20 protein-coding genes are annotated in these 20,041 nt (G+C 73.4%); 15 read left to right on the top strand and 5 right to left on the bottom strand.

The features are described 5' to 3' along the window. Positions 1-21: 21 nt before the first annotated feature. Positions 22-1,074 (bottom strand): C40 family peptidase, encoded by a 1,053-nt coding sequence (locus tag ACH54P_RS11920; protein WP_489912432.1) that lies wholly within the window; start codon positions 1,072-1,074, stop codon positions 22-24. A 457-nt stretch (positions 1,075-1,531) separates the two neighbouring features. Between ACH54P_RS11920 and ACH54P_RS11915 the strand changes: the two genes are divergently transcribed. Beyond that, positions 1,532-2,362 carry a peptidoglycan-binding domain-containing protein gene (locus ACH54P_RS11915; RefSeq protein ID WP_489912431.1) on the top strand — a complete coding sequence of 277 codons (831 nt, stop codon included), beginning with the start codon at positions 1,532-1,534 and terminating at the stop codon, positions 2,360-2,362. Between the two features lie 84 nt (positions 2,363-2,446). After that, positions 2,447-3,265 carry an LLM class flavin-dependent oxidoreductase gene (locus ACH54P_RS11910; RefSeq protein ID WP_489912430.1) on the top strand — a complete coding sequence of 273 codons (819 nt, stop codon included), beginning with the start codon at positions 2,447-2,449 and terminating at the stop codon, positions 3,263-3,265. On the opposite strand, the gene ACH54P_RS11905 is transcribed toward ACH54P_RS11910, so the two are convergent. Further along, positions 3,219-4,166 carry a threonine/serine dehydratase gene (locus ACH54P_RS11905; RefSeq protein ID WP_489912429.1) on the bottom strand — a complete coding sequence of 316 codons (948 nt, stop codon included), beginning with the start codon at positions 4,164-4,166 and terminating at the stop codon, positions 3,219-3,221. The genes ACH54P_RS11910 and ACH54P_RS11905 overlap by 47 nt on opposite strands. Positions 4,167-4,250: 84 nt before the next feature. Here ACH54P_RS11905 and ACH54P_RS11900 point away from each other — a divergent pair, with 84 nt between their 5' ends. Further along, a complete protein-coding gene (locus ACH54P_RS11900) occupies positions 4,251-5,135 on the top strand; it encodes a LysR family transcriptional regulator (RefSeq protein WP_489912428.1) in 885 nt (294 codons plus the stop codon). Positions 5,136-5,234: 99 nt separating this feature from the next. Here ACH54P_RS11900 and ACH54P_RS11895 read toward each other — a convergent pair whose 3' ends face one another. After that, positions 5,235-6,158: a LysR family transcriptional regulator gene (locus tag ACH54P_RS11895; RefSeq protein ID WP_489912427.1), complete on the bottom strand. Its 924-nt coding sequence runs from the start codon at positions 6,156-6,158 to the stop codon at positions 5,235-5,237. Between the two features lie 73 nt (positions 6,159-6,231). Here ACH54P_RS11895 and ACH54P_RS11890 point away from each other — a divergent pair, with 73 nt between their 5' ends. From ACH54P_RS11890 to ACH54P_RS11870, 5 genes are all read left to right on the top strand, one after another. Then, entirely contained in the window at positions 6,232-7,161 is a 930-nt protein-coding gene (locus tag ACH54P_RS11890; protein ID WP_489912426.1) for a DMT family transporter, read from the top strand. An 11-nt stretch (positions 7,162-7,172) separates the two neighbouring features. Continuing rightward, entirely contained in the window at positions 7,173-8,069 is an 897-nt protein-coding gene (locus ACH54P_RS11885) for an NAD(P)H-binding protein (protein ID WP_489912425.1), read from the top strand. Next, entirely contained in the window at positions 8,066-8,656 is a 591-nt protein-coding gene (locus ACH54P_RS11880; protein ID WP_489912424.1) for a CPBP family intramembrane glutamic endopeptidase, read from the top strand. The genes ACH54P_RS11885 and ACH54P_RS11880 overlap by 4 nt, the downstream gene beginning before the upstream one ends. Positions 8,657-8,757: 101 nt before the next feature. Then, positions 8,758-10,524 carry a glycoside hydrolase family 76 protein gene (locus ACH54P_RS11875; RefSeq protein ID WP_489912423.1) on the top strand — a complete coding sequence of 589 codons (1,767 nt, stop codon included), beginning with the start codon at positions 8,758-8,760 and terminating at the stop codon, positions 10,522-10,524. Between the two features lie 37 nt (positions 10,525-10,561). Beyond that, complete coding sequence (locus tag ACH54P_RS11870; protein ID WP_489912422.1) at positions 10,562-11,164, top strand: SecDF P1 head subdomain-containing protein; 603 nt, start codon at positions 10,562-10,564, stop codon at positions 11,162-11,164. 6 nt (positions 11,165-11,170) lie between these two features. Here the strand turns inward: ACH54P_RS11870 and ACH54P_RS11865 are convergent, their stop codons facing one another. Further along, complete coding sequence (locus tag ACH54P_RS11865) at positions 11,171-11,650, bottom strand: MarR family winged helix-turn-helix transcriptional regulator (RefSeq protein ID WP_489912421.1); 480 nt, start codon at positions 11,648-11,650, stop codon at positions 11,171-11,173. Between the two features lie 82 nt (positions 11,651-11,732). Between ACH54P_RS11865 and ACH54P_RS11860 the strand changes: the two genes are divergently transcribed. The 4 genes from ACH54P_RS11860 to ACH54P_RS11845 all read left to right on the top strand — a co-directional run bounded on the left by ACH54P_RS11860 (position 11,733) and on the right by ACH54P_RS11845 (position 15,018). Then, positions 11,733-12,374: an FMN-dependent NADH-azoreductase gene (locus ACH54P_RS11860; RefSeq protein ID WP_489916396.1), complete on the top strand. Its 642-nt coding sequence runs from the start codon at positions 11,733-11,735 to the stop codon at positions 12,372-12,374. A 478-nt stretch (positions 12,375-12,852) separates the two neighbouring features. Then, positions 12,853-13,359 (top strand): ATP-binding protein, encoded by a 507-nt coding sequence (locus ACH54P_RS11855; RefSeq protein WP_489912420.1) that lies wholly within the window; start codon positions 12,853-12,855, stop codon positions 13,357-13,359. 1 nt (position 13,360) lies between these two features. Beyond that, a complete protein-coding gene (locus ACH54P_RS11850) occupies positions 13,361-14,326 on the top strand; it encodes a GlxA family transcriptional regulator (protein WP_489912419.1) in 966 nt (321 codons plus the stop codon). A 65-nt stretch (positions 14,327-14,391) separates the two neighbouring features. Continuing rightward, on the top strand, positions 14,392-15,018 hold the full coding sequence (locus ACH54P_RS11845) for a response regulator transcription factor (RefSeq protein ID WP_489912418.1): 627 nt from the start codon (positions 14,392-14,394) through the stop codon (positions 15,016-15,018). Here ACH54P_RS11845 and ACH54P_RS11840 read toward each other — a convergent pair. Further along, positions 14,999-18,394: an indolepyruvate ferredoxin oxidoreductase family protein gene (locus ACH54P_RS11840; RefSeq protein WP_489912417.1), complete on the bottom strand. Its 3,396-nt coding sequence runs from the start codon at positions 18,392-18,394 to the stop codon at positions 14,999-15,001. The two genes, ACH54P_RS11845 and ACH54P_RS11840, sit on opposite strands and share 20 nt — an antisense overlap. 150 nt (positions 18,395-18,544) lie before the next feature. Here ACH54P_RS11840 and ACH54P_RS11835 point away from each other — a divergent pair, with 150 nt between their 5' ends. The 3 genes from ACH54P_RS11835 to ACH54P_RS11825 all read left to right on the top strand — a co-directional run bounded on the left by ACH54P_RS11835 (position 18,545) and on the right by ACH54P_RS11825 (position 20,030). Continuing rightward, entirely contained in the window at positions 18,545-18,991 is a 447-nt protein-coding gene (locus ACH54P_RS11835) for an Lrp/AsnC family transcriptional regulator (RefSeq protein ID WP_489912416.1), read from the top strand. Next, positions 18,992-19,768, top strand: coding sequence for a hypothetical protein (locus tag ACH54P_RS11830; RefSeq protein ID WP_489912415.1), 777 nt, complete (start codon positions 18,992-18,994; stop codon positions 19,766-19,768). It begins immediately after the preceding gene. Positions 19,769-19,886: 118 nt separating this feature from the next. Then, a complete protein-coding gene (locus tag ACH54P_RS11825; RefSeq protein ID WP_489912414.1) occupies positions 19,887-20,030 on the top strand; it encodes a hypothetical protein in 144 nt (47 codons plus the stop codon). Positions 20,031-20,041: the final 11 nt, after the last annotated feature.

The following is a 20,041-nucleotide window of genomic DNA, read 5'->3' as shown; positions in this document are numbered from 1 at the left end:
CCCGGAACGGGGCACCCCACGTCAGGCGGTCGGCCGGGTCGCGCCCGCGTACTGGCTCTGCAGCGGCGAGATCTTGACGACGTCGCCGCTCGTCGGCGCGTGCACCATCTTGCCGTCGCCGAGGTACATCCCGATGTGGGACACGGGGGAGTAGTAGGCGACGAGGTCGCCCGGCTGCAGCTGGTCCCGCGACACCGGGGTGCCGAAGCCGGCCTGCGCCGCCGACGTGCGGGGCAGGGTGATGCCGGCCTGCTTGTACGCCCACTGCATCAGACCCGAGCAGTCGAACGTGCTCGGCCCGGTGGCGCCCCAGACGTAGGCGCTGCCGAGCTTGCTCAGCGCCGCGTTGACCGCCGCCTGCGCCGCCGCGGTGGGCGCCTTCACGGTGGGAGCCGTGCCGCCGGTGTCCTTCTGAGCGGCCTTGTCGGCGCTGCTGAGGGTCCGGCTCTGCGCCTCGAGCTGGTCGATCTGGGTCTGCAGGTTCTTCTTCTTGGCCTCGATGTCCGACGCCAGCTTCGCTGCCGCGTCGCGGGCGTCCTGGGCCCGCTTCGCCGCGTCGGTCGCCGCTTTCTCGGCCGCCGTGGCCTTCTCGGCCGCGCCGCTGAGGTTGTCCATCGCGGCGTTCTTGTCGGTCGCGATGACCTCGAGGGCCGCCGAACGGTCCAGGAAGTCCTGCGTCGACGTGCCGGCCAGCAGCGCCGACAGCTTGTTCATCTGGACGCCGCTGGTGAACGACGCGCCGGCGAACTTGTCCACTTGGGACTGGTACTTCTGCTTCGCCTCGGTGGCCTGGACGCCGGCGTCCTTCGCGGCGGTGACGTCGGCGTTGGCCTTGTCGAGCTGACCCTGCTTCGCGGTCAGGTCGTCCTGCGCCTTGAGCAGGTCTTCGTTGAGCTTTTCCGCCTGTGCCGCGAGGTCGCGGTACTTGGCGAGGGCTTCCGACCCGGTGGGCGGGGCCTGGAGGACGGGGATGGGGGCGGCGGTGGCCGTCGGCTGGGCCATGGTGACGAGAGTGATCACCGAGGCCGCGGCGAGGGCACCTGACACCACGCGCTTGACGGGATGCGAACGCATTCTCGCGCGGGTCTCCTTTGCTGATCAGCCGCCGTCGGGCACCGGGGCGGCGAGTCGGGGGCCTCGTCCGCGCTGTCCCGTCATCGGGCCGTGCTTCACCGCATCAGGTGAAGCGCGTGATGGGGGTCCGGTCCCCGGGCAGGGGGTATCGGCGGCGATCTCGCGTCGCCGCCTCATCGACGGCCGGGGGCCGCGAGATCTCGAACAGGTTACGAAACGAGCACGGGCGCGTCCAGTCCCCCGGCGTCGGAACTCTCCGTGACGCCAAGAAACACGTACGGACCAGGTAGAACACAAAATCGGTGTGGGCGGTATTACAAGCTGTTACGACGCTGCGGGGTCGGGCGGCTCCGGGCCGTGACCGGCGCGTCGCCCGGGAACGCCGGTTTTGTACGTCCCTTGTATCCGGTCGGGTGATCGTGGTGGCCGCAGAGATTCCGATCAGTGGAGGACAGGGATGTTCACGAAGGCCGCCGTACTCACGGCGTTCACCGCCACGCTGTTCGCCGTGGCCGCGCCGGCGCAGGCCGGGACCGCGGTCACGACGGCGTTGCCCACGGCGAACATGGAGGCCGTGCTGAAGGCGGCCCAGATCGACCCGCGCCGCGCCGACGACACGCAGACACCGGGCGCGCACGACAGCGTCCTGCTGGTCGAGCAGGCGCTGCAGGCGAAGGGGCTGCTCGACAGCACCTACGTCGACGGCTACTTCGGCACGACGACGATTTCGGCGTACTCGCAGTTCCAGAAGTCGCTGGGCTACACCGGCATCGACGCTTCCGGGCTGCCGGGCAAGACCTCGCTGGAGACGCTGGGCTCCGGCCGGTACACCGTCACCAGCCCGGTGTCCGCGGGCAGCCACGTCACCTACCACGGCGTCACGCTCAACACCCGCACCAAGGCGATGCTCGTGGCCGCCGAGGGGATCTTCGGCTCCTCGGTCAGCCTGACCCAGGGCTCGTACAACCCGGGTGGCGTCGACGCTTCGGCCGGTACGCACGACGGCGGCGGCGCCATGGACATCTCAGTGTCCAACCTGTCGACGACGAGCCGGACGAACCTGCTGAAGGCGCTGCGCAAGGTCGGGTTCGCGGCGTGGCTGCGCACCCCGGCCCAGGGCTTCGCCTACCACATCCACGCGATGGCGATCTCCGACCCGGACCTGTCGTCGGGCGCGCAGCACCAGACCGGCGACTACTACCTGGGCATGAACGGCCTCGCCGGCCGCGGCGCCGACGACGGCCCCTCGGTCCCGAAGGTCACCTGGGAGGAATACCAGCGCGGCTGACGCCGGGCGCGCGCCCGGCCGTGGTGGCACGGCCGGGCGCACCGGTGGTTGGATCGAAGGACCAGACGACGTGGGGGTGTTTCGATGCCGCAGAAGGCGTTCCGGTTCGGTGTGGTGGCGGGGGCGACGGAAGGAGGCGCGAAGTGGCTCGCCACGGCCCGGCGCGCCGAAGAGCTCGGCTACGCGACGCTTCTTTGCCCGGACAACCTGAACCTGCCGAGCCCGACCGCGGCGCTCGCGGCCGCCGCCGCCGTGACGACCGATCTGCGCGTCGGCTCGTTCGTCCTGGCCAGTCCGCTGCGCACCGCGCGGGCGGCGGCGTGGGAGGCGCACAGCCTCGCGGTGGTGACCGGCGGCCGGTTCGAGCTCGGCCTCGGCACCGGGCTGCCGTCGATGCGGCAGCAGGCCGAAGAACTCGGGCTGCCCTACGGCTCCGGGCAGGAGCGCCTCGACTCGATCTCCGAGACGGTCGACCACGTCCGGCGGCTCGACGGGGACGCGCACACGCCGGTGATGATCGCCGCGGGCGGCCCGAAAGCGCGTCGCCTGGCCGGCGCGAAGGCCGACATCGTCACGCTGGCCGGCGGTCCGCTGACCACCCGCGACGAGATGCGCGGCTACGTCGAGGAGATCCGCGCCGCGGCCGGTGACCGCGACATCGAGCTCTCCCTGAACCTCTGGGTCGTCGGCGAGCAGGTGCCGCCGTGGATCCGCGGCTTCATCGGTGTCGACGCCGAGACCCTCATCGAGCACGACTCGCTGGCCATGGTCCGCGGCAGCGTCGACGCCATGGCCGAAGAGCTCGAACGCCGTCGCGAAGAGCTCGGCGTGTCCTACGTCAGCGTCAACGGCGCGTTCATCGAGGAGTTCGCGCCGCTGGTGGAGCGGCTGTCGGGGAAGTGAGCGTCGCGGGGTCGGTGTTGGCGCCGCAGAGCAGGACGGCGACGCGCTCGCCGGGCGCCGGCCGGTAGGCGCCGCTGAGCAGCGCCGCGAACGCCGTCGCCCCGCCGGGCTCGACGGCCAGGCGGTAGCGGTCCCACAGCGCCGCCCGGGCTTCGACGATCGCGGCGTCGTCCACCAGCACCGAACCCGCGTCCGTGCGGGTGGCCACGGCGAAGGCGATGTCCCCGAGCCGGGACGCGCCGAGGGAGTCGGCGGCGACGCCGGACACCTCGACCGGGACCGGCTCGCCCGCGGCCAGGGCGGTGTTGAGCGTCGGAGCCGTGTGCGGTTCGACGCCGACCACCCGCGCCCGGCCTTCGACGGCCGCGGCGATCCCGGCCAGCAGCCCGCCGCCGCCGACCGCGACCAGGACGGTGTCCAAGCCGTCGGTCTGCTCGAGCAGCTCGAGGCCGATCGTGCCCTGCCCGGCGCAGATCTCCGGCTGGTCGTAGGCGTGGCAGAAGAGCGCACCGGAGTCCGCCGCGTGCTTCACGGCCGCGTCGTAGGCGTCGGCGTACCGGTCACCCACCAGCTCGACGGCCGCGCCCAGGTCGTGCAGCTTCGCCACCTTCACCGCGGGCGCGTTCGCCGGGACGAAGACCCGCGCGGCCAGGCCGAATTCCCGGGCGGCGTGGGCGACGGCGAGCCCGGCGTTGCCTCCGGACGCCGCCACGACCCCGGCCGCCGAGAGCTCGCCGGCCGCGATGATCCGGTTGAAGGCGCCGCGGGCCTTGAACGACCCGGTGTGCTGCAGCTGCTCCAGCTTGAACCACACGCCGTCGTCCGCGGCGAGCACCGGGGTCCGGCGGACCCGGCCCCGGATCCGCGCCGCCGCCAGTTCCACATCCGAAGTGCTGATCATGGCCCCAGCATGCGCGCGGGCGGCCGTAAGCACCAGCGACGTCTCCTATGCTGGCGTTAGCGCTGCTTATGGCTGGAGGAACCCGTGCTCGACGCCCACCGCCTGGCCCTGCTCGCCGAGGTCGCGCACGCCGGCTCGATCGCCGGCGCGGCTCAAAGACTCGCCTTCACTCCGTCCGCCGTCTCGCAGCAGCTGGCCAAGCTGGAGCGCGACGTCGGGGCGTCCCTGCTGCACCGCAACCCGCGCGGCGTCACGCTCACGCCGATCGGGACGGCGCTGCTCACCCACGCGGAAACCATCGTCGGGGAGCTGCGGACCGCCGAGCGGACGGTCCGCGCCCTGCTCGGCGAGGAACCGGCGCAGCTCACCGTCGGCACGTTCGCGAGCGCGGGCATGACGCTGGTGCCCGCGGCGCTCGCGGAGTTCCGCCGCGACCACCCAGCGGTCGCGCTGCGGCTGCTGGACCTCGAGCCGCCCGACGGCTACGGCCTGGTCAGCTCCCGCGACCTCGACCTGCTCATCACCCACCGGTACCCGGGAGCGCCGCTGCCGGACCCGCGCGGGCTGACGCGGTCGCTGCTGCGCTCGGAGCGGTTCCGGCTGGTCCTGCCGGTCGGGCACCCGAAGGCCCGGGTCCGCCGGCTGACCCTGAGCGCCCTGGCCGGGGAGGACTGGATCTCCGGCAGCCCGGGCGTGCCCAACCGGGCCTGCCTCGAAGAGCTCGCCGTCGCCGCCGGGGTCCGGCTGCGCGTCGCCTACGAAACCCGCGACTACCAGGTGATCCTGGCGCTGGTCGAGGCCGGGCTGGGCATCGCGTTCGTCCCGGAGAGCGTGCTCGGCCGCGCCGGTGGGGCCCGGATCGAGGTCCGCGACGCGGCCGGCGCGCGCCCGGCGCGGGAGATCTTCCTGGTCCACCACCGGCGGCCGGGGAAGCTGGTGACCGAGATGGCGGAGCGGCTCAGCCGGTAGCCGGTTCGCCTGGGCCGGCGGCGCCGGGGTGCAGCGGGCTCCCCGCGTCGACCGCGCCCGCCGTGGTGAGCCCTTGCCCCTCGCGTGAGAGGACTGCCCTCAGCCGACCGGCCGTCCCGCGCTTTCGAACCGCGCGGAGGCGGCCCGGAGCGCGTCCAGGCACGCGCGCACGGCGCCGTGGTCCTCTTCGCCCGCCCGGCAGATCGCGTAGATCGTCCGGGTCAGCGTCGGGCGCGTGGTCAGGATGCGGACGCCTTCGGGCAGCCGCTCGCGGGCCAGCCGCGGCACCAACGCCGCGCCGACGTTGCCCGCCACCAGGGCCAGCTGTGTCGGGTAACCGCCGACCGTGCAGCTGATCCGCGGCTCCAGCCGCTGCTTGCGCAGCACCTGCACCAGCCACTCGTGGCACCCGGACCCGGCGCTCCAGCCGATCCACGGCAGATCGTCCACTTCGGACAGATCGACCGTCTTGCGGTGCGCCAGCCGGTGCCCGGCGGGCAGCGCCAGGTCGGCGACGTCGGAGAAGAGCGCGATCCGCGTCGTCGACGGCGGGATGACCGTCGGCCGGTCCTCCCAGCTTTCCAGCACCGCGACGTCGAGGTCGCCGGCCAGCACCCGGGGCATGGTCTGTTCCGCTTCACCCTCGTGCAGCGTCACCGCCAGCCGCGGGTGCTGCGCGGCGAGCGTGGCGAGCGCGGGTGGGAGCAGCGCGTGCACGGTCGTCGGGATCGCGCCGACCCGCAGCGGGCCGATGACGTCCTCGCGCAGCAGTTCGAGGTCCGCCTTCGCCTCGGCGACCTGCGCGAGGATCCGCTCGGCGTGGCCGGCCAGCACCTGGCCCGCCTTCGTCAGCCGGACGCCGCGGCCGCGCGGCTCCAGCAGCGGCTGGCCGGCTTCCCGCTCCAGCTTCGCCAGCTGCTGCGACACCCCGGACGGCGTGACGTGCAGGGACGCGGCCGCCGCGGCGACCGAGCCCTGGGTCGCGACGGCGTGCAGCGCGCGCATCCGCTCGAGTCCGAACACGGTAGAGATGCTACCGAATTCCGCGCAGAAACATTCGCTTGTCCTTGACAGTGGGGCGCCGGAGGCTGGAGGCGTGACCACGACCGTGCCCCGCCCCGCCACCCGACCCGGGTTCACCCAGCGCTTCGACCCCCGTCTGCTCGCCGCGCTCGGCAGTTTCTGCATCTCGCTGTCGTCGGTCTTCATCAAGGTGTCGCACACCAGCGGCAGCACGAGCGCGTTCTGGCGTTGCCTGCTGGCGCTGCCGGTCCTGCTCGTGCTGGCCGGGCGGGAACGGCGGAAGGCGGACCCGGCACAGCGCCGCCGCGTGCTCTTCCCGCTGCTGGCCGGGGCCGGGCTGGGCCTGGACTTCGTGCTGTGGGGCGAAGCGATCCCGCGGGTCGGGGCCGGCATCGCGACGGTGCTCCTCGCCGTGCAGGTGGTCATCGTGCCGCTGCTGGCGTTCGCGTTCCTCGCGGAACGGCCGTCGAAGCGGTTCCTCGTCGCCGCGCCCGTGCTGCTCGGCGGCGTGGTGCTGGCCGGCGGGTTCGCCGGCACCGGCTCGTTCGGCCCGGACCCGGTCACCGGCGCCGTCGCGGCGCTGCTGGCCGGCGCCGGGTACGCCGCCTACCTGTTCCTGATCCGGCTCAGCGGCGGCTCGGGCACGCAGGCGCACTCGCTGGTGCTGGCCACGATCTCCGCCGGGCTGGTCGCGCTCGTGCTCGGCATCCCGACCGGCACGCTCGACCTGGCGCCCGGCTGGCCGGCGTTCGGCTGGCTGGTCGCGCTCGCCGTGGTCGGCCAGCTGACCGGCTGGCTGCTCATCTCCGCCGCGCTGCCGCGGATGTCCGCCACGACCGGGGCGACGCTGATGCTGCTGCAGCCGGTCGGCGCGGTGCTGCTGGGCATCGGCCTGCTCGGGGAGACGCCGAGCCTGGTGCAGCTGCTCGGCTGCGGAGGCGTCGTCGCCGCGGTCTGCGTCGCCGGTGGCGGACGTTCTGCGGACCGGCGAAGCCCCCGCTAACGTCGACGGGTATGCGAGTGCTGGTCGCCGGGGCTTCGGGGTTCGTCGGCAGCCGGTTGTGCCCGGCGCTGGAGGCGGCCGGGCACGAGGTGCTCGCGATGACCCGCCACCCCGCGAAGTACCGCGGCGCCGGCAAGGCCGTGCGCGGCGACGTCGCCGACGTCGGTTCCCTGCGGGACGCGCTCAAGGGCGCCGAAGCCGCTTACTACCTCGTGCATTCACTCGACAGTGCGGACTTCAAGAGCCGCGACGCCTCCGCTGCGCGTGCGTTCGCCCGCGCCGCCGCGGACGTCGACCTGCGCCGGATCGTCTACCTCGGCGGCCTCGGGGACGACGACGACTCGCTGTCGGAGCACCTCGCCAGCCGGCGCGAGGTCGAGCGGCTGCTGGGCGAGACCGGCGTGCCGGTCACGGTGCTGCGCGCCGGCATCGTCATCGGGCACGGCGGCACGTCGTGGGAGCTGACGCGCCAGCTCGTGGAGCACCTGCCGGCGATGGTGACCCCGCGCTGGGTCGGCACCCGCACGCAGCCGATCGCCGTCGCGGACGTCGTCCGCTACCTGGTCGGCGTGCTCGACCACGCGGAGGCCGAGGGCCGGACGTTCGAGATCGGCGGTCCCGAAGTGCTGGCCTACCGGGACATGCTTCAGCGGGTGGCGGCGATCGAGGGCAGGCCGCTGCTGATCGTGGCGGTGCCGCTGCTGTCCCCGCGCCTGTCGTCGTACTGGCTTTCGCTGGTCACCGACATCGACGTCACGACCGGCCGGGCCCTGATCGACTCGATGACCAACGAGGTCGTCGTCCGCGACGACGCGATCCGCCGGATCGTCGAGTTCGAGCCGATGGGCTACGACGACGCCGTGCTGCAGGCCTTGGGCGAGCGGGCGAAGAACCGGCGGACGGAGTGAAGCCGTTCCTCGCCGCCGTGACCGCCGCCGGGTCCGGGCTGCTCGGCGCGTCGCTGGCCAGCCGGCCCGGTTCGCGCCGGTTCCACGCGCTCACCGCGTCCGTCGCCGGAACGTGGTTCGCCGGGGCGCTCGCGGTCGGGCCGGTGTCCCGTGGCCGCGCCGACGTGGCGCAGCCGGTGCTGGCCGGAGCGGGCGCGTTCGGCGTCTTCTACGGCTGCGCGCTGGTCGCCCGCCGCATCCCGCCGCTGCGCCGCGCGATCGCCGGCGTGCTCTCGCACGCCCACCGGGGTTCGACGCCGTCGGTGCTGGCGACGGCCCTCGTCACGGGCGCGGCGGAGGAGTTCTTCTTCCGCGGCACGCTCTACGACGCCCTCGGCGCACGCCGAGCCACGGTGGTGTACGTGCTGTCGACGACGGCGACCCGGAATCCGGCGCTGGTGCTCGCCTCGGCGGTGATGGGGACGCTGTTCGCGTTGCAGCGCGGCCGGTCGGGCGGGGTGCAGGCGCCGCTGCTGACGCACGTGGTGTGGTCGGCGCTGATGCTCGCCTTCATGCCCCGCCTGTTCCCGCCGCCCGCGGACCAGTAAGCCGGCGATTGTCCGGAACGAGCCAGAACCGGGTGATTTCCTTCAGAACGCGCCCGCGATTTCCTATCCTGGCGGGAACTCCGGTGCGTGGAGGGATGTCGATGCGGACATTGCTCGTGCTGCTGCTCGTCTTCGGCTCCCTGACCCCCGTCCCCGCCGTCGCCGCGGCCGCGGCCGTGTGCGTGACCTCGTGCGACACCCTCGACCCGTCGCGGGCCGCGCGGGAGAGCTTTCCGTTGCCCGACAAGGTGATCAACGGCCGCGTGCTGCGGCTGCACGCCTCCGATCCCGACGGCATGGCGTGGGCGAGCATCGACAACGGCGTCGCCGGGGACGCCGTCTGGCTCGACCGGTCGTGGGACGGCGGCGCCACCTGGGAAGGCCTGCTCGGCAAGGCGAGCGTCCCCGGCACGTGGACCGGCACCCGCACCTTGATGTACAACCTCACCGATCCGGCGCACCACCGCCGCGGCCTGCTGCGGGCCTGTGGTGACGCGCAGGGCGTCGGCTGCACCGCCTGGATCTACCCGGCCGTCTGCGACGCCGCGTGCGACGGCACCGCGCCCGCCGCGGGCGACAGCCAGCCGGTAGCGCCGACGACCCTGTTCGGCCGCACGATCCGGCTCCACTTCGACGGCCGCGGCCTGGCGTGGGCGGGGATCGAGGCGAGCGGGACCGGCGACGAGGTCTGGCTCGACCGTTCCTGGGACGGCGGCGCCACCTGGGAAGGGTCGCTGGGCCGCACGAGCGTGCCCGCCGCCACGCGCACGACAGCGTTCGCGACGCGGGATCCCCGTGGCCGGCTGTACGGCGGCGCGGTCCGGGCGTGCGGCCGCGAAGCCGCGCACGCGCAGGGGAGCTGCACGGTCTGGGCGCGCCCGGCGCCGACCCGCGCCGCCGGGGCGCTCGACGCGCTGATGTGGTCCTACGAGCCGTACACGGCGTGGTGGCCGTCCAGCTGGTGGAACTCGGCGGTCGCGGTGACGGCGGCGGCGGACGCCGGCGGGCTCGACGCCGCGCTGGCCCGCACCTTCGACGTCAACCGGGCCGCTTTTCCCGCCGGGGTCCGCAGTTCCGACCCGATCGAAGGGCACTTCGTGAGCCGGGCCGTCGACGACAGCGCGTGGTGGGGCCTGGCCTGGATCGCCGTCTACGACCGCACCCGCGACCCACGTTACCTCGCCGAGGCGACGACGATCGCGAACTACGTCCACGGGTTCTGGGACCCGAGCACGTGCGGCGGCGGAGTCTGGTGGGACCGCGAGCGCACGTACAAGAACGCCGTCACGGCCGGGTTGTACCTGCGGCTGACCGCGTCCCTGCACCAGCGCACCACCGGCGACACGGTGTGGGGGCAGCGGGCCAGGACGGCGGGTGACTGGTACCTGAACAGCGGCCTGATCAACGCGTCGGGCCTGGTGAACGACGGCTTGACGGCTTCGTGCGCCAACAACGGCCAGACCGTCTGGACGTACAACCAGGGCCTCGGCATCGGCGGGCTGGTGGAACTGTGGCGCGCCACCGGCGTGCTGTCCTATTTGGACGCGGCGCGGCGGCTGGCGGACGCGGCGACGGCGAGGCTCACCTCGGGCGGCGTGCTCGTCGAATCCTGCGATACCGGCACGGCTTCCTGCGACGACAACCAGAAGCAGTTCAAGGGCATCTTCATGCGCTACTTCGGCGACCTGGCGACGGCGACGGGTTCGGTCGCGTACCGGGCTTTCGCGCAGAGGCAGGCGGACGCGGTGTGGGCGGGAGACCGCGATGCGCTCAACCGGATCGGCCAGCGGTGGACCGGGACCACGCCGAACGTGACGGACTGGCGGACCCAGGCGTCCGGGCTCGAAGCCGTCCTCGCGGCCGGATGACTTCCCCGCGGGCCCGTCCACCCAGCAGAATGGCGGCGTGCGGATCCTCTTGCTCGCGGCCGTCGCCGTGCTCGTCACCGGCTGCCAGGCCGAGGTGGCGGGCCACGCCGCGCCCACCGGTTTCGTCGTGAAGGACGGCACCCAGCTGCGGTTCCGGCCGGTCCTGACCGAGCTGCCGCCGGGGCCGCCGACCGGGGCGGCCACCGACCGGCAGAGCACCGATCCCGCCGCGCAGCAGGCCGCCGCGCAGGCGCTCGACTGCGCGGCGGGCGCGCCGGACCCCCTGGACGGCCGCGACGACCCGGCGTTGCCGCTGGTCAGCTGCGACCGCGTGACGGGCGCGAAGTACGTCCTCGGCCCGGGGTTCCTCAGCGGCGCGGACGTGAGCCGCGTGGACGCCCACGTCGAGCCGTCGAGCGGCGGTTCGGTCATCGACCTCAGCTTCACCGCCGCGGGCGCGCGGAAGTGGGCCGACTGGACCGGGCAGAACGTCGGGAAGCAGGTCGCGATGGTGCTGAAGAGCCGCGTGCTGACCGCGCCGGTCGTCCAGTCCGCCATCACCGGCGGCGAAACGCAGATCGCCGGGAAGTACACGCTGCCGGAGGCGCGGCAGCTGGCGAAGGACATCGCCGGCGGCTGAGCCGGGTCAGCAGGTCGGGCCGGTCACGCCCTCCGTGCAGGCTTCCGCCTCCGTCTTGCTCGTCACCTGCTGCAGGAGCGCGTAGAGCGTCTCGCGCTGGTCGTCGCCGAGCGCGCTGAACACCTCGTCCTCGACCGCCGCCAGGGCGAACTCGGCCCTGGCGAGCAGCTTCGCGCCGACGTCGGTGAGCTCGACGACGTGGCGCCGCCGGTCGACGGGGGAGCGGCGCCGCTCGATCAGGTTCTCGGTTTCGAGGTCGTTGAGCAGCCCGACGACGTTCGTGCTGTCCATCTCGAGGGTCTTCGCCAGGTCCTGCTGCGAGCTGCCGCCCCGGTCGCGCAGGACGGTGAGGGCGATCAGGTGCCGCGGCCGCAGCCCGAGCGGGGCCAGCACCGACTCGCTGCGCAGCCGCAGCCGGCGCGCGACGTGGTCGAGCAACGCCCCGCACCGGTGGGGCGGCTGGTTGACGACCGGCAGCGAGGTCATCGGCCCAGTATATGGGCACCCCGATGGTCGGTGTGCTATTAATGGTTTGTCCTACACAAACGATCTATGGATGGCGAACGACATGGCGCACCTTCTCCACATCGACTCGAGCATCCAGGGCGAGCGCTCGGTGAGCCGCCGGCTCAGCGCGCGGGCCGCGGCCGCGTGGCGGGCCGCGCACCCCGCCGGCACGGTGACCTACCGCGACCTGGGCGCGAATCCGCTCCCGCACTTCGACGCGACCGGCGGGCTGGCCGGCATGGTCCCGCCGGAGCAGCACACGCCCGAGCAAGCGGCGACGTGGGCGCGGACCCTGGAGGTCATCGGCGAGGTGAAGGCGGCCGACACGGTGCTGCTGGGCCTGCCGGTGTACAACTTCGGCGCGCCGAGCAGCGTCAAGACGTGGGTCGACCACCTGATCGCCCGGGGCCACTCGATCGACGCCGAGACGGGGGCCGGCCTGCTCGCCGGCCGGGAGTTCATCGTGCTGGCCTCCCGCGGCGGCGGGTACGGCGAGGGCACGCCCCGCGAAGGCTGGGACCACGCCGAGCAGTGGCTGCCCCACGGCGTCTCGCTGACCGGCCTCGAGCCGCGGTTCATCACGGCGGAGCTGACCCTGGCCCACGTGAACCCGGCGATGGCGGAGCTCATCCCGCTCGCCGACGAGAGCCTCGCGGCGGCGGAACGCACGATCGACGAGCTGTGGGTGCCGGCCCGGGTGTGAGCGGCGGCGGGCCGGGCGTCGCGGCTCCGCGGCGCCCGGCCCCAGATCCAGCGGCTGCCCGAAGAACCCGCCGATCTCCCGTTCCCGGTCCACGAGGTGCACCTCGAGGATCCAGTGCGACGTCCGCCCGGCCGAGTCCGGCCGCCGCATCGGGGGGCCACCTCGCCGGGCGGTTCCCGCACGAGACGATCGACAGCGCCTGGATCGGCTCCCGCGTCGCTCCGGGCAGCGACCCGCGTCGCTCGCCTCGGTCTCGCGGACGCCGGGCGCCAGGATGCCGCGCCCGGCGACCGCGTCGAACAGCTCGACCGCCTTCGCCTGCGTCCAGCAGCCGTTCGGCGCGCAACGCCTCGTCTTCGACCCGCTCACCCATGGCCCCGACGGTGGCAACGCGGACGCGGCCGGTACCGTGCCGCCGGAGGCCGGGTGGCAAGATGCGGGACCCGAAACGGCCGCACCTGGGTGAGGAAGGTCAGGTTTGAGCGCGCACACCTCCCAGATGGACGACATCCGGCTCGTCGCGCAGCCCAGCGCGCTGCCGGTCACCGAGCTGTTCGTCCGCCTGATTCTCACCGACTGGTCCCTGATGCCGATGCTGGAGCAGGTGACCGCCACCGCGAAACGCCTGGTCGAGGCCGTGATCGACGCCGGTGACCCCAAGTCGCCCGCCTTCGTCACGCTGCGGCTGCGGCTGCGCGCCGAGGTGCTCTCGGTCGAGGTCGACGACGACGTGCCCGGCCTGCCGGCCCCGCAGGCCCGGCCCGGCGAGCGGGTCGGCGTGGTGCCCGCCGACGGCGGCGGCCGCACGACCTGGTGCGAGCTCCCGCTGCCCGGCGGGATGACCGCGCGGCAGGTGCGCCTGCCGCGGCGGCAGGACCGCCGCACCCTCGTCGACGAGCCCGTCTCCGGCGACCCCGTGGCCGCGGACCCGCAGGTGCTCGAGCGCCTGCTGACCCGCCTGAGCGGCTGGTCCGCCGACGGCTGACGTGCGGACCCGCCCCGTCCTCGTCGTGCTCTACGACGGCGTCCGGCTGCTCGACGTCTCCGGGCCGCTCGAGGTCTTCGCCGAGGCCAACGAGCACGGCGGGCGGTACGAGCTGCGGACGGCTTCGCCCGGCGGCGCCGACGTCCGCGCCAACACCGGGACCCGGCTGGGCGCCGACCTCGACCTCGCGGCGGCGGATCCCCGCGGCGCGACCGTGCTGGTGCCCGGCGGGCCCGAATGGGTCCGCACGATCGCCGACGCCGAGCTCGTCGCGCAGATCCGGCGGCTCGCCGGCGGCGCGAACCGCACGGCTTCGGTGTGCGCGGGCGCGTTCGCGCTGGCCGCCGCCGGCGTCCTCGACGGGCGCCGCGCCACCACGCACTGGGACCTCACCGGCCAGCTCGCCCGCCGCTTCCCGCTGGTCCGGGTGGACGGCGACGCGATCTTCGTCAAGGACGGCCCGGTGATCACCTCGGCCGGCGTCACCTCGGGCATCGACCTCGCGCTCGCCCTGGTCGAGGAGGACCTCGGCGCCGAGGTCGCGCGGCTGGTCGCCAAGCACCTCGTCGTCTTCCTGCAGCGGCCGGGCGGCCAGTCCCAGTTCAGCGTCCGGCTGGAGACGGGCCGCCCGCGCACCGGGCTGCTGCGGACCGTGCTCGACGCGGTCGCGGCCGATCCGTCGGCGCCGCACACGCTGGACGACATGGCCGCCCGGGCCGGCGTCAGCGTGCGGCACCTGACGCGGCTGTTCCGCGAAGAGCTCGGCCGCACGCCGGCGCGGTTCGTCGAGCAGGTGCGGCTGGAGTTCGCCCAGCAGCAGCTGGAGGGCACCGCCGATCCGCTGGACGTCGTGGCCCGCCGGTCGGGCTTCGGGTCCGTGGAGACGCTGCGGCGCGCCTTCGCCCGCGGCCTCGGCGTGACGCCGAGCGACTACCGGGCCCGGTTCCGGACCACGGGCATCGGCTGAACCCTCCCGCCCGCGGAGCCGTGCATCGAGGCAGGGGAGGACGCGGACGTGAGGAGGCAGCCGCCGTGCGGATCGTGATCGCGGAGGAAGACACCCTGTTGCGGGAGGGGCTGGTGCTGCTCCTGCGCAGCGAAGGGTTCGACGTCGTCGCCGCCGTCGACCACCCGGACGACCTGCTGGCGGCCGTCGGGGCGGACGCACCGGACCTCGCCGTCGTCGACGTCCGGATGCCGCCGACGTTCACCGACGAAGGGCTGCGCGCGGCCCTCGAAGCCCGGCGCCGCTCGCCGGGCCTGGCGATCCTCGCGCTGTCCGCTTTCGTCGAAGACGGCTACGCGGGCGACCTCCTGGCCGCGGGCGGCGGCGGGGCGGGCTACCTGCTCAAGGAGCGCGTCGGCAAACCGGCCGAGTTCCTGGACGCCCTGCGCCGCGTGGCGGCCGGTGGCACGGTCCTCGACCGGGACGTCGTGGCCGTGCAGCTGTCCCGGCCCCGGCCCGGCGACCCGGTGGCCACGCTGACCCCGCGCGAACGCGAGGTCGTCGCGTTGCTGGCCGAAGGCCACTCGGTGCCGACGATCGGGCGGCTGCTCGGCATCGGCACCACCGCCGCGCGGCAGCACGCCGGGGACGTCAGCGCGAAGCTGCGCGTCCCCGACGAAGCCCAGGCGATGCTCAGCTACTTGCGCGCGTGAGGATTTCGGCCTGCTTCTCCCGGTACTGCGTCACGTTGGCCAGCTTGACGTCCTCGTAGCCGCGCACCATGTCGGGCAGCTCGGCGAGGGCGAGGAGCCGGGCCCGGTCGACGTCTCCGGCGCGGAACGCGCGCAGCACCGTGCCGCGGTACTCCTCGACCAGCTCGCGCTCCACCCGCCGCACCTCGGCGCGGCCGAACGGGTCGAAGGCGGTCCCGCGCAGCCGGCGCAGCGCGTGGAGCAGCCGGAACGCCGGCCGGAACCACGGGCCGAGGCTGATCTTGCGCCGCATCCCGAGCGCGCGCAGCACCGGCGGGTGCAGCCGGTAGGCGTACCGCGTGCCGGCGCCGAACTGGTCCTCGAGGCCGGCGGTGAACGCCGGGTCGAGTGACAGCCGGGCCACTTCGTACTCGTCCTTGTAGGCCATGAGCTTGTACAGGTGCTTCGCGACGGCCTCGGTGACCTCCGTCGGCCCGTCCTCCAGCACCCGCACCTGCTCGACGAACCCGGCGTACGCGCGGGCGTAGGCCTCGTCCTGGTAGGCGACCAGGTCCGGGATCCGGATGTCGAGCAGCCGCGCCAGTTCGGAGCCGGGCTCCGCGTGGACCAGCGCCCGCACGGCCGGGGCCGCGGGCTTCGGCGCCGCCACGGGGGCCGGGGTGTCGAGGGCCGCCGGGTCGGCCACCAGCTGGCGGCCGCGGCGGAACGCCTGCAGGTTCGCGGCGACCGCGGTGCCGTTCAGCTCGATCGCGCGCTCGATGACCGCGGCGGGCAACGGGATCGCGCCGGTCTGGTACGCGGCGCCGAGCTGGAGCACGTTGGCGAACTGGTCGTCGTCGAAAAGCGTCTCGGCCAGGCCGCGCGCGTCCAGCGAGACCGTGCGCGACGCGGCAGTGTCGATGGGCGCGAGAACGCTGCCGGGGTCCGGGAAGGACACCGTCGTGTCGACGACCATCCGGCCGGTCGGGACCTCGGTGGTGGAGACGACGGCGGTCGTGCGCGCCGGGTCGGCCACGCCGAGGTTCGCCGCGTCGGCCCCGACGAGCGCGTCGCAGGCCAGGTAGAGGTCGCATTCGCCCGCGGCGAGCTTCGGCGCCTGCTCGACCGGCTCCGCCGTCACCTTCAGGTCGGACACCACGGCGCCGCCCTTCTGGGCGAGCCCGGTCTGGTCGAGCGTGCGGACGTGCCGCCCGTCGAGCACCGCGGCGGTGGCCAGGATCTGCGTCACGGTGACCACGCCGGTGCCGCCGATCCCGGTGATCCGGACGGTGAAGTCCGTCTTCGTGGCGGGCGGCGCGGGGACGGCGTCGGCGGCCAGCTCGGTGAGCTTCCGGCGCTGCTTGCGGCCGCCCGGCACGACGGTGACGAACGACGGGCAGTCCCCGGCCAGGCAGGAGTAGTCGACGTTGCACGACGACTGGTGGATCGTGGTCTTCCGGCCGAACTCGGTCGCGACCGGCTGCACGGACAGGCAGTTCGACTTGGTGCCGCAGTCGCCGCAGCCTTCGCAGACGCGCTCGTTGATCACCACGCGCGTCGCGGGCGCGGTCTGCTTGCCGCGACGGCGTTTCCGGCGCTTCTCGGCCGCGCACTCCTGCTCGTGGATGAGCACGGTGACGCCCTTGACGGCCGCCAGTTCTTCCTGCGTGCGCAGGAGTTCGGTGCGGTCGCGGACCTCGACGCCGCCGGGCAGCTTCCGGCGTCGCAGCTTCGCGGGCGCGTCGCTGGTGATCACGACCCGCTTCGCGCCCTCGACGAGCAGCAGCTCGGCGACCTTCTCCACCGGCAGCCCGCCGACCGCGTCCTGCCCGCCGGTCATCGCCACGGCGGAGTTGTAGAGCAGCTTGTAGGTGATGTTCACGCCGGCGGCGACCGCCGCGCGCACCGCGAGGCTGCCGGAGTGGGTGAACGTGCCGTCGCCGATGTTCTGGACGAAGTGCTCCGCCTCGACGAACGGCGCCATGCCGATCCACTGGGTGCCCTCGCCGCCCATCTGCGTGACGCCGAGGACGGTGCCGACCTGGTCGGGCTCCATGAACAGGGCCATGGTGTGGCAGCCGATGCCACCGCCGACCAGCGTGCCTTCCGGGACCTTCGTCGACGAGTTGTGCGGGCAGCCCGAGCAGAAGTACGGCGTCCGCGCGAGCAGCGGCACCGAGATGCGCTCCCGACGACGGCGTCCCCGGTAGGCGTCGACCGGCGGGATGCCGTCCGGCAGGCTCCTGGCCAGTCCGGCGGCGATGCCGTCCGGGTCCAGCTCGCCGAGCTCGGTGAACAGCGTCCGGCCGTCGCGGTCCTTCTTGCCGGTGATGCCCGGTGCGCCGGGAACGCCGTAGAGGAGCTCTTTGAGGGCGGTTTCGACGAACGCCCGCTTCTCCTCGATCACGATGATCTCGTCGAGGCCGTCGGCGAACTCGCGGACGATGCCGGGCTCCAGGGGGTGGATCGCGCCGAGCTTGAGGACGCGGATGCCGTACTTCGCCAGGGCTCCGGCGTCGAGCCCGAGCGCGCGCAGCGCCTGCTGGAGGTCCAAATAGGACTTGCCGGCGGACACGATGCCGATCCGGTCGGCCGGGCCGCGGGTGGTGATCCGGTTGACGTCGCTGGCGCGCAGGTAGTCCGTCACGAGCGGCAGCCGGACGGTGAAGAGGCTGCGCTCCAGCTCGGCGAGGCTCGCGCCGAGCAGCCGTGACGTCGGCTTGTGCCGGTAGGCCTTCGCGAGTTCCGGTGCGGTCCACTGCGGATCGACCACGGCGGTGCCCGAGGCGTCGGCGACGTTGGCGACGATCTTCAGCGACGTCCACACCCCGCTGGCCCGCGACAGCTCGACCGCGTGCATCCCGAGGTCGAGCACGTCCTGGGAGTCGGCCGGGTAGAGGATCGGGATGGCGAGGTCGGCGAGGGCGAGCTCGGACGCGCAGGGGACGGTCGAGGACTTCGCGTTGGGGTCGTCGCCGACCAGCGCCACCGCGCCGCCGCGCGGGTCGGTGCCGGCGAGGTTGGCGTGGCGGAGGGCGTCGGTGGCGCGGTCCAGGCCGGGTGCCTTGCCGTACCAGAAGCCGGTGACGCCGCGCTGCCCGCCGGCGCCCGCGACGAGCTGGCTGCCCATGACCGAGGTCGCGGCGAGCTCCTCGTTGAGGCCGGGGCGGTGGACGACGTCGTGCTTCTCCAGCAGCGTCGCGCGGCGGCCCAGTTCGAGGTCGTAGCCGGCCAGCGGCGAGCCCTCGTAGCCCGAGACGAAGACGGCGGGGTCGCCACCGTGGGCGCGGTCGTGGCGGACGCGGTCGAACAGCAGCCGGACCAGGGCCTGCACCCCGCTCAGGTGCACGGTCCCCGCCTCCCGCAGGTAGCGGTCCTCCAGCGTGAACGTCTCCACGGCGCGGCTCCCTTCGCCTCGGTGTGCTTCCGGGCACGATGCGATGCGGACCACAGTGACGCAACAGGCGTCGCCACTTTCGGGGTCCGGACGCAAAATTCGGTGCGCGCCGGCCTTCGTCGGTGCGAATCTTTGCTTACGATGCTGCGTATGTCCAACGAGCTGCTCGACGCCACCGACCACGAGATCCTCGGCCTGCTGCGCGAGGACGCCCGGCGGACGCTGTCCGACATCGCGGGCCGGGTCACGCTGTCGACGGCCGCGGTCAAGCGCCGCATCGACCGGCTGCGGGAGACCGGGGTGATCACCGGGTTCACCGTCCAGGTCGACCACGCGAAGCTGGGCTGGGGGATCGAGGCGTTCACCGAGCTGCGGTTCGTCGGCAACACGAAGGTCGACGAGATCCTGCGCACGACCACGCGGATGCCGGAGGCCCAGGCGGTGTTCACGATCGCGGGCGACCCGGACGCGCTGGTGTGGCTGCGCGTGCGGGACATGGCGCACCTGCAGAAGACGATCGACGAGATCCGGCGGCACCACCAGGTGACGGGCACGAAGACCCTGATCGCGCTGGAATCCTGGTCGCGGGGGAGCTGAGTGATCGTCACGCTGGCGCAGCGCCCGGACCTCGCCGAGGCCACCTACGCGATCCCGTACCCGCCGGGCTCCCCGCGGTTCATGGAGGGCAGCCTCACGAGTGCCCTCGTGCGCGGCCGCCGGGTCGCGCGCCGGTGGCCGCACCTGGTGGTGGCGCTGCTCGAAGACGGGCGGCCGGTCGCGCGCGGGGTGATGGTGCCGTTCCGGGGCCGCTCGCCGTTTCCGGCCCGTGGCTGGGACGAGGTGGTCGTCTGGGCCGCCGAGGACGCTCTCGACGGCGTCGCTCCCGATACCGCTTGCGCGCTGGAAATCGCGGTGCACCCGGATCATTCGGGCCGTGGTCACTCCCGTGCGGTGCTGGAGGCCATGCGGTCGGCTGTGTCGTCGGCCGGCTTGTCGTCCCTCGTGATTCCCGTTCGGCCGCCGGACAAGGCTCTGGTTCCCTCGATGCCGATGTCCGACTACGCCTCGGCGATCCGGGCCGACGGGCTGCCTGCTGATCGGTGGCTGCGGACGCATGTCCGGGCCGGGGGCCGGATCGAGGGGGTCGCCGTCTGTTCGGCGACCGTTCAGGCTCCTTTGGCCGACTGGCGGCGTTGGACCGGGTTGGCTTTCGATCGTGATGGTGCTGTGGTGGTTCCTGGGGCTCTTGCTCCTGTGCTGGTTTCGCTGGCTCAGGGTTTTGCTGTCTATGTTGAGGCGAATGTCTGGGTGTCTCATCGGGTGGCTGGGTTTCGCGGGCGAGGCCGGGCACAAGCAGGTCGCCGCCCTGGGTAGCCGCATCCTGGCCCACCTCGACCCCGGCGGCCACGAGCCCGAACCGGCGACCCGGCCCGGGAACTCTCGTTGCGCCGCAAAAGAACCGGGATCGATGCAGGCGGGCGAACGAGCCCACGTGGTGGTCGCGGTCTCGCTGGAAGACTTGAAGTCCGGGGTCGGCACCGCCACCCTCGGCGACACCGGCCAGATCACGGCGGCCGAGGCGCGGATCCACGCGTGCGACAGCCTGATCATCTCGGCCGTCCTGGGCGAAGAGTGAGCGCATCAGCA

The organism is Amycolatopsis sp. N2S4-7 (assembly GCF_058119595.1).
The sequence above is the reverse complement of the archived record's forward strand: the minus strand, read 5'-3'. Positions and strand labels throughout refer to the sequence as shown.